6 protein-coding genes and 1 pseudogene are annotated in these 8,086 nt (G+C 69.4%); 2 read left to right on the top strand and 5 right to left on the bottom strand.

The genetic code is table 11. The annotated features are described in order from the left end of the window. Positions 1 to 102: 102 nt before the first annotated feature. Entirely contained in the window at positions 103 to 528 is a 426-nt protein-coding gene (locus FV242_RS31215; protein WP_147910628.1) for an organic hydroperoxide resistance protein, read from the bottom strand. Positions 529 to 617: 89 nt separating this feature from the next. Next, positions 618 to 2,339 (bottom strand): adenine deaminase, encoded by a 1,722-nt coding sequence (ade, locus tag FV242_RS31210; RefSeq protein WP_147941630.1) that lies wholly within the window; start codon positions 2,337 to 2,339, stop codon positions 618 to 620. Positions 2,340 to 2,485: 146 nt separating this feature from the next. On the opposite strand from ade, the gene ilvD reads away from it, so the two are divergent. After that, positions 2,486 to 4,315, top strand: a complete 1,830-nt coding sequence (gene ilvD / locus FV242_RS31205) for a dihydroxy-acid dehydratase (RefSeq protein ID WP_147910630.1) — start codon at positions 2,486 to 2,488, stop codon at positions 4,313 to 4,315. Between the two features lie 227 nt (positions 4,316 to 4,542). Here ilvD and FV242_RS31200 read toward each other — a convergent pair whose 3' ends face one another. The 3 genes from FV242_RS31200 to FV242_RS31190 are packed head-to-tail and all read right to left on the bottom strand — an operon-like array spanning position 4,543 to position 7,281. Then, entirely contained in the window at positions 4,543 to 5,226 is a 684-nt protein-coding gene (locus tag FV242_RS31200) for a GDSL-type esterase/lipase family protein (protein WP_147910631.1), read from the bottom strand. 3 nt (positions 5,227 to 5,229) lie between these two features. Next, entirely contained in the window at positions 5,230 to 6,261 is a 1,032-nt protein-coding gene (locus FV242_RS31195) for an SGNH/GDSL hydrolase family protein (protein WP_147941629.1), read from the bottom strand. A 48-nt stretch (positions 6,262 to 6,309) separates the two neighbouring features. Next, positions 6,310 to 7,281: a GDP-L-fucose synthase gene (locus tag FV242_RS31190; protein WP_147941631.1), complete on the bottom strand. Its 972-nt coding sequence runs from the start codon at positions 7,279 to 7,281 to the stop codon at positions 6,310 to 6,312. 273 nt (positions 7,282 to 7,554) lie between these two features. Here FV242_RS31190 and FV242_RS31185 point away from each other — a divergent pair. After that, a pseudogene (locus FV242_RS31185) lies at positions 7,555 to 8,086 on the top strand (hypothetical protein); the annotation flags it as partial.

Here is an 8,086-nt window from a genome sequence, read left to right as displayed (position 1 = left end):
ACCCACGACCCCACCCCGGAGCGGCGGCGACCCCGGAGGAGGGCTCCTTCGAGACGCAGGCTTTGCGCGCGCCCTGGAATGAGGTGGATGGGACGACCCGGCTCAGGCGAGCTTCAGGCCGACATCGACGTTGCCGCGGGTGGCGTTCGAGTACGGGCAGACCTGGTGGGCCGCGTCCACGAGCTTCTGCGCTTCGGCGCGGTCGAGGCCCGGCAGGCTGATCGTCAGGTCGGCGGTGATCCCGAAGCCGCCCTCGGAGCGGGGGCCGATGCCGACATCGGCGGTGACGGTGGTCTCGGCCGGAACCTTAAGCTTCAGCGAGGGGGCGACCGCCTTCATGGCGCCCAGGAAGCAGGCCGAGTAGCCGGAGGCGAAGAGCTGCTCGGGGTTCGCACCCGGACCGCCCGCGCCGCCGAGCTCCTTCGGGGTCGCGAGCTTCACCTCGAAGCTGCCGTCGGCGGTCTTGGCGGCGCCGTCGCGGCCTCCGGTGGCGGTCGCAGTGGTGCGGTACTTCACGTCTACGGACATGGTGCGATCTCCAGGAACAGGAAGGGAATCGGCATATAGGGCCGGCACAGCCCGCATATAATCCCGAGATAGATTGCGCGCAATCTATTTCACGGATCAATCAACGCGAAACGGTCGACATCCACCAGGCCCTTGTCGGTGATCTTCAGGTGCGGGATCACGGGCAGCGGCAGGAACGCGACCTGCAGGAACGGCTCGGGCAGGACGACGCCGAGGCCACGCGCCGCCGCCCGCAGGGTCACCAGCGCGGCACCAATCCCATCGAACGGGAGCAGGCTCATCAAGCCGGCGACCGGCAGGGCGATCTCGGCGAGCACCCGGCCGCCCTCGACCACGACGAACCCGCCCTCGATGGCGCCGAGCCGGTTCACCGCCGCGGCCATGTCGGCATCGTCGGCGCCGACCACCGTGACGTTGTGGCTGTCGTGCCCGACCGAGGAGGCGATCGCGCCGCGCTTCAGGCCGAAGCCCTTCACGAACGCCACGCCGATGCCCCGCTGCCCCGGCGGCGTCTTCCCGTGCCGCTCGACCACCGCGACCTTGATGACGTCCTGATCCAGGTCGATCCGGCGCTCACCCGCGCTGTAGGGCAGCGACAGGTCGTGCCGCAGGGTGATGAGCTTGCCCGCCACCACGCCGATCACCGGTGTCGACGGCCCGGAACCCGGGGCCGCGAAATCCGCCGCCGTGACCCGCCGGGCCCGCAGGCTGCCGCGGCCGATCGGCTGGATCGCGGGCCGGTCGGCGAACAGCGCATCCTCAACAAGCCGCCCGGCGCTGAAGACCCGGGCGACGCGACAGTCGAGGAAATCGTCGAGGACGACGAGGTCGGCTCGCTGGCCCGGCGCCACCAGGCCGCGGTCGTGCAGCCCCAACGCCCGGGCCGCCGACCAGGACGCCGCCCGGTAGGCCGCCAGCGGCGGTGCGCCCAGCGCGATCGCGGTGCGGATGACGTAGTCGAGGTGGCCCTCTTCGGCGATGTCGAGGGGGTTCCGGTCGTCCGTGCAGAAGGCCAGGAACGGTGCCGTGCGCTCGGTGAGGATCGGCGCCAGGGCGTGCAGGTCCTTGGAGACCGAGCCCTCGCGGATCAGCACGGTCATGCCCTTGGACAGTTTTTCCATCGCCTCTTCGGGCGTGGTCGCCTCGTGCTCGGTGCGGATGCCGGCTGCGATGTAGCCGTTGAGCGCGCTCCCGCGCAGCAGCGGCGCGTGGCCGTCGATCAGCCGGCCCTGGAACGCCGCGAGCTTTTCCAGCACGCCCGGGTCCGCGGCGAGCACGCCCGGGAAATTCATGAACTCGGCGAGCCCGATCACCTTGGGATGGCCCGCGAAGGGCAGCAGGTCGGCCACCCCGATCCGGGCGCCCGAGGTCTCGAGGTGGTCGGTGGCCGGCACGCAAGACGAGAGCTGGACCCGCAGGTCCATCGCCAGGGTCTCGGACGAGGCCAGGAACCACGCGAACGCTTCGGTTCCCAGCACGTTCGCCATCTCGTGCGGGTCGCACAAGCCGGTCGTGACGCCATGGGGCAGGACGCAGCGCTCGAATTCCTGCGGCGGCATCAGCGAGGATTCGACGTGGAAATGCGTATCGATGAAGCCCGGCACCACGACCTTGCCGGCGATATCGATCTCGCGGCGGCCGCGATAGCTGCCGAAGGTGCCGACGATCCGGTCGCCGCAGATCGCGATATCGGAGGCGACGAGGTCGCCGGTGACGAGATCGAGGAAGCGCCCGCCCTTGAGCACGAGGTCGGCCTCGGTCCGGCCGTGGCCCTGGTCGATGGCCCGCCGCAGGAAATCCACTCGGTCCATCGTACGATTCGCCTCTCTCGCGTCCCGGTATCCGCCGGGAGCATGACACGGTGGCGACCGGTTCGGCGACGCTTGCAGCGACGCGTCGGCGGGCGCAGAAGCCCCTACCTTTGAGAGATCCGCTTCCGAACCGATTGAACCGCGCGATGCCCGTCTATCGTTCCCGCACCACCACACATGGCCGCAACATGGCCGGCGCCCGCGGCCTCTGGCGCGCCACCGGCATGAAGGACGGCGATTTCGGCAAGCCGATCATCGCCGTCGTGAACTCGTTCACCCAGTTCGTGCCCGGCCACGTCCACCTCAAGGATCTCGGCCAGCTGGTCGCCCGGGAGATCGAGAAGGCCGGCGGCGTCGCCAAGGAGTTCAACACCATCGCGGTCGATGACGGCATCGCGATGGGCCACGACGGCATGCTCTACTCGCTGCCGTCCCGGGAGCTGATCGCCGATTCCGTCGAGTACATGGTCAACGCGCACTGCGCGGACGCGATGGTATGCATCTCGAATTGCGACAAGATCACTCCCGGCATGCTCATGGCCTGCCTGCGGCTCAACATCCCGACGGTGTTCGTCTCGGGCGGTCCGATGGAGGCCGGCAAGGTCCAGCTGCCCGGCATCGCCAAGAAGGTCGATCTGGTCGACGCGATGATCGCGGCGGCCGACGACCGGATCTCGGACGAGGATGTCGCGGTGATCGAGCGTTCGGCCTGCCCGACCTGCGGCTCCTGCTCGGGCATGTTCACGGCCAACTCGATGAACTGCCTGACCGAGGCGCTGGGTCTGGCGCTGCCGGGCAACGGCTCCGTGCTGGCGACCCATGCCGACCGCAAGCGGCTGTTCGTGGAGGCCGGCCACCTGATCGTGGACCTCGCCCGCCGCCACTACGAGCAGGACGACGCGAGCGTGCTGCCCCGCGCGGTGGCGAGCGTCACGGCGTTCGAGAACGCCATGACCCTGGACATCGCCATGGGCGGCTCGACCAACACGGTGCTCCACCTGCTGGCCGCCGCCCACGAGGGCGAGGTGCCGTTCACCATGGCCGATATCGACCGGCTGTCGCGGCGGGTGCCGGTCCTGTGCAAGGTCGCCCCGGCGGTGGCCAACGTCCACATGGAGGACGTGCACCGGGCCGGCGGGATCATGGCCATCCTGGGCGAGCTCGATCGGGCGGGGCTGATCGAAACCGAGGTCGGCAACGTCGCCGCCGGGACCCTCGGCGCGGCGCTGGCCCGCTGGGACGTCCGCGGCACGCCCAGCGCCTCGGTCCAGAGCTTCTACCGCGCAGCCCCCGGGGGCGTGCCGACCCAGGTTGCGTTCAGCCAGGAATCCCGCTTCGACGAACTCGACCTCGACCGGGAGGGCGGGGTGATCCGCGAGGCCGCCCATGCCTATTCGCGGGATGGCGGCCTGGCGGTGCTCTACGGAAACCTCGCCGAGCAGGGCTGCATCGTGAAGACGGCGGGCGTCGACGCCTCGATCCTGACCTTCACGGGGACCGCCCGGGTGTTCGAGAGCCAGGACGCCGCGGTGGACGGGATCCTCAACGGCAAGGTTACGGCCGGGGAGGTCGTGCTGATCCGCTACGAGGGCCCGCGCGGCGGCCCCGGCATGCAGGAGATGCTCTACCCCACGAGCTACCTGAAATCGAAGGGCCTCGGCAAAGCCTGCGCGCTGGTCACCGACGGCCGCTTCTCGGGGGGGTCGTCCGGCCTGTCGATCGGCCACGTCTCCCCGGAGGCGGCCGAGGGCGGCCTGATCGGCCTGGTGCGCGACGGCGACACCATCGCCATCGACATCCCGGCCCGCTCCATCGACCTCGTCGTCGAACCCGCCGAATTGGAGCGGCGCCGTGCCGAGCAGGACGCCGCCGGCTGGCAGCCGGCGAGCCCGCGCAAGCGCAAGGTCACCACGGCGCTTCGCGCCTACGCGATGCTGACCACCAGCGCGGCGCACGGGGCGGTGCGGCGGGTGTGATGTTTTGCGGTTGGCGGGACGATCCCGACGGGAACGGCCTCCGCATCACTCGCACTGTCATTCCTGGGCGCCGCAGGCGAACCCGGAACGCGGAGCGGCGGTCGGGGCAGGACCTTGACCGGTCGGCGATTGTGAATCCCGGGCTCCGCTTCGCGGCCCCGGGATGACGGGCCTGAAGCTTGAGCGATTCCGGAATCGACAGGCGCGCGATCGAAAGAGCGTTCCAATCAGCGCAGCGCGAGCACGAGGGCCGCGCCGGTGATCACGATGGCAACCGCGGCAGCAATCGCTACGAGGCGCGACCCACCGAATGAGCGTGGCTTCGTGCCGCTGAAAGCCTGAACCGTATCCCCCGCAGGCGCTCGCCCCAAAGCCGACAGCATCAGCGGCTCGATCGCCTTGTAGCCTGCCGGGCTGAGATGGAGGCCGTCGGTGGTGTAGGCCCTGCGCAGCGCCCCGGATCCGTCCGCCAGCACCGCGTGGTAGTCGATGAAGGTCGCGCCGTGCTCGTGCGCGTGTTCGCGGAGCCAGGCATTCACGGCGGCGATCATCGCCGGTGCGTCCGGGACCGTGGGGTTCCACGGGATCCGGGCGGCCGGCATGATCGAGCCGACCCAGGCCGACACGCCCATGGCCCGGGCCTCGTCGAGCATGCCGGCCAGCGTCCGGGCGATCTCGTCGGCGGGAACGAAGAACCCCTCGTTGCGCCCGATATCGTTGACGCCGCAGAGGAGGTGGACGCCCCGGGCGCCGGTCTCCTCCAGGTCGCGGCGGAACCGCATGGTGATCCAGCGCGCCGTCTGGCCGGACCCGCCCCGGGGAACCAGGTCGTGGGCCGCGAAGGTCTCGGCCCGGTGGAAGCCCCAGGCTTCGGTGATCGAGTCCCCGATGAATACGATCGGCGCGACCAACGCCTACGCCTCCACGGGGAGGCCGAACACCTCCGCGACCTCGGCGGCCAGGCGGTCGGCGATCGCCTGCCGGCCCTCCGAGCCGACATGGACGATGTCGGTGAACAGGGCGCGCGTATCGGACTCGAAGATCCGGCTGAGGTCTCGGGTCGTGAACGGCCCTTGCGTGAGGCCATCGGCGTCGAGCCGGCCCAGAACCTGCTCGATCCGGGTGTATTGACGGTCGAGATATCCCAAGAACTCAGCCGACGCGGTGTTCTGCTCGTCGCCGACTCGCTCGGTCTTGCGCACGATCGCCGGCTGCAGGAGGAACCGCAACGGCGCGCCGATGCCCCCGGACAGCCGGGCGAGGCGCTTTAGCGCCAACTCGAACTGACGGACGACCTCCCATTCCCAAATGTCGGATTGCCAGTTGGTCAGCGCGCGAAGGTTGTCGAGCCGGCCGAAGATCAACGCCTGCAGGCTGTCGTAGCTCAGGTCCTCGGCGCCCGCGCCGGACTTCGTCGTGTTGAAGAAGTAGTCGTACAGGCACTCGTTGGCGAAGTGATTGTACGGGTAGCCGGCGCGCGGATCGAAGCTCCAGGGTTGGAAGACGTCGGTGGCGCCGCCGATCACGAAGATCACATCGGGCTGAAGGTCCATCAGCCGCGTCGTGATCAGTGCGATCATCTGATTCAGGCAGGCGGACGTCGCGCCGAAATTGTAGACCCGGGCCCCGTCGCCGTGCAGGCGCTTCAGCCCGGTCTCCAATCGGCCCGGGATGGTGTCGGCGAAGACCTGGCCGTCGATCAGGGTGCTGTCGCCGACCACGAACACGCGCAGCGTCTCCGTGGGCGAGCGTGGCTCCGCGTGCATGTCGTTCCGGTAGCCCAGCGCGTCGTAGCGCCAGTTCTGCCCCGCCGCGGCCGACAGTGGCTTGCCGGCGAACTGGGTATAGGGTGCCGGGAAACGGATATTCGAATCGAAGTTGTGGAAGTCACGGAGGAACGTGCGGCGCCGAGCCTGCTCGATGTCGTCGGGGGCCCGTTGGGCCATGCTGGTTCTCCCACCCGGTCGGATGCGGTTTCGTGATGCGTCCGCGCGTCAGCCGCGCAGCGTGGCGTGATTCTCCAGGAACCACCCGTAGGTCTGCTGGAGACCGCGTTCGAGATCGATCTCCGGCTGCCAGCCCATGGCGCGCAAGCGCGAGACGTCCATGAGCTTGCGCGGCGTCCCGTCGGGCTTCGTCGCGTCGAACTCCAGGCGGCCCGCGTAGCCGATCACCCGGGCCAGCGCCTCGGCCAGTTCGCGGATGGTGCAATCCGCGCCGGTGCCGACGTTGATGTGCGACAGGTCCGGCCGGGTGTTGGCGGCGTAGACCGCATCGTCCAGCTCCATCACGAACACGCTGGCGCGCGCCATGTCGTCCACGTGCAGGAACTCGCGCATCGCTCGGCCGGTGCCCCAGACCGTGACGGACGCGCTGCCCGCCTGCTTGGCCTCGTGCAAGCGCCGCATCAGCGCGGGCAGGACGTGGGCGTTCTGCGGATGAAAGTTGTCGTTTTGCCCATACAGGTTGGTCGGCATCACGCTGCGGTAGCGGCGCCCGTACTGGCGGTTGTAGCTCTCGCACATCTTGATCCCGGCGATCTTGGCGATCGCGTAGGGCTCGTTGGTCGGCTCGAGGATCCCGGTCAGCAGCGCGTCCTCGCGCATCGGCTGCTCGGCGTGCTTCGGGTAGATGCAGGACGAGCCCAGGAACAGCAGCCGGTCGACGTCGGCCACGTGCGCGGCGTGGATCAGGTTCGCCTGGATCAGCAGGTTCTCGTGGATGAACTCGGCCGGGTAGGTGTTGTTGGCGTGGATGCCGCCGACCTTGGCGGCGGCGAGGTAGACCATGTCGATCCGGTTCTGGGCGAAGAAGGCCCGGACCGCGGCCTGATCCAGCAGATCCAACGCCTGCCGGTCCGCCGTGAGGATGCGCTCGTAGCCCAACTCGCGCAGCCGGCGCACGATCGCCGATCCCACCATCCCGCGGTGACCCGCAACGAAGATGGTCCTGTCCCGCCCGTCCATCACGCGTCCAATCCCTGCGGCCAGCGCTCGCATGGCCAGCATACCCCCGTCTGGGGCGGATATCGTCGCGGAAAGGCGGATTTTCTGAGGCGCGCGGCGTCTCAGCCGCCTCGAGACGGCGGATACCGCGTCAAACGCGAAGTGGCGAATACAAATACAACCGAAAGTTGGTGTTAAGCATTCTACCAGAAGGTGTGCCGGTACCAGCCTAGCGCCCACCGGACTTCAGGATCGGGGTGGAAGCGACCGGGCCGCGCAGCAATGGAGTCTGAGATGCGTAACTCGACCGACGTCCCGGCTGGGCCGCGGACATCGAATGCCGCCCTGCGCCGGACGTCCGGGCGCATCGCCCCCCTTCTGGCCGGCACCCTGCTCGCCCTCCCGGTCGTCGCCCCGGCGCAGGCGCAACTTCTCCGTGGGACCCTTGATACAACCGGAGGTGGTATCCTGGGAACCGGAATAACGGTCGGCACCACGAATCCCGGCACCGGCGTCCTCGGCACCGGCCTGAATGTCGGCACCGCCGGCGGCGGTGTTCTCGGGACCGGCGTGACCGTCGGCACCACCAATCCGGGCACCGGCGTCCTCGGCACGGGCCTGAATGTCGGCAGCACCAGCGGCGGCGTCCTCGGGACCGGCCTGCTGGTCGGGACCACCAGCCCCGGTCAGGGCCTGCTCGGGACCGGACTGTACCTCGGCACCGTCGGCGGAATCGCCGGCGGCGGCGGTACCGGCGGCGGCGGTACCGGCGGTGGCGGGACCGGTGGCGGTACCGGCGGAGCAGGCGGTGCTGGGGGTGCGGGCG

It is taken from the genome of Methylobacterium sp. WL64 (assembly GCF_008039945.1).
Taxonomy (GTDB): domain Bacteria; phylum Pseudomonadota; class Alphaproteobacteria; order Rhizobiales; family Beijerinckiaceae; genus Methylobacterium.
The sequence above is the reverse complement of the archived record's forward strand: the minus strand, read 5'-3'. Positions and strand labels throughout refer to the sequence as shown.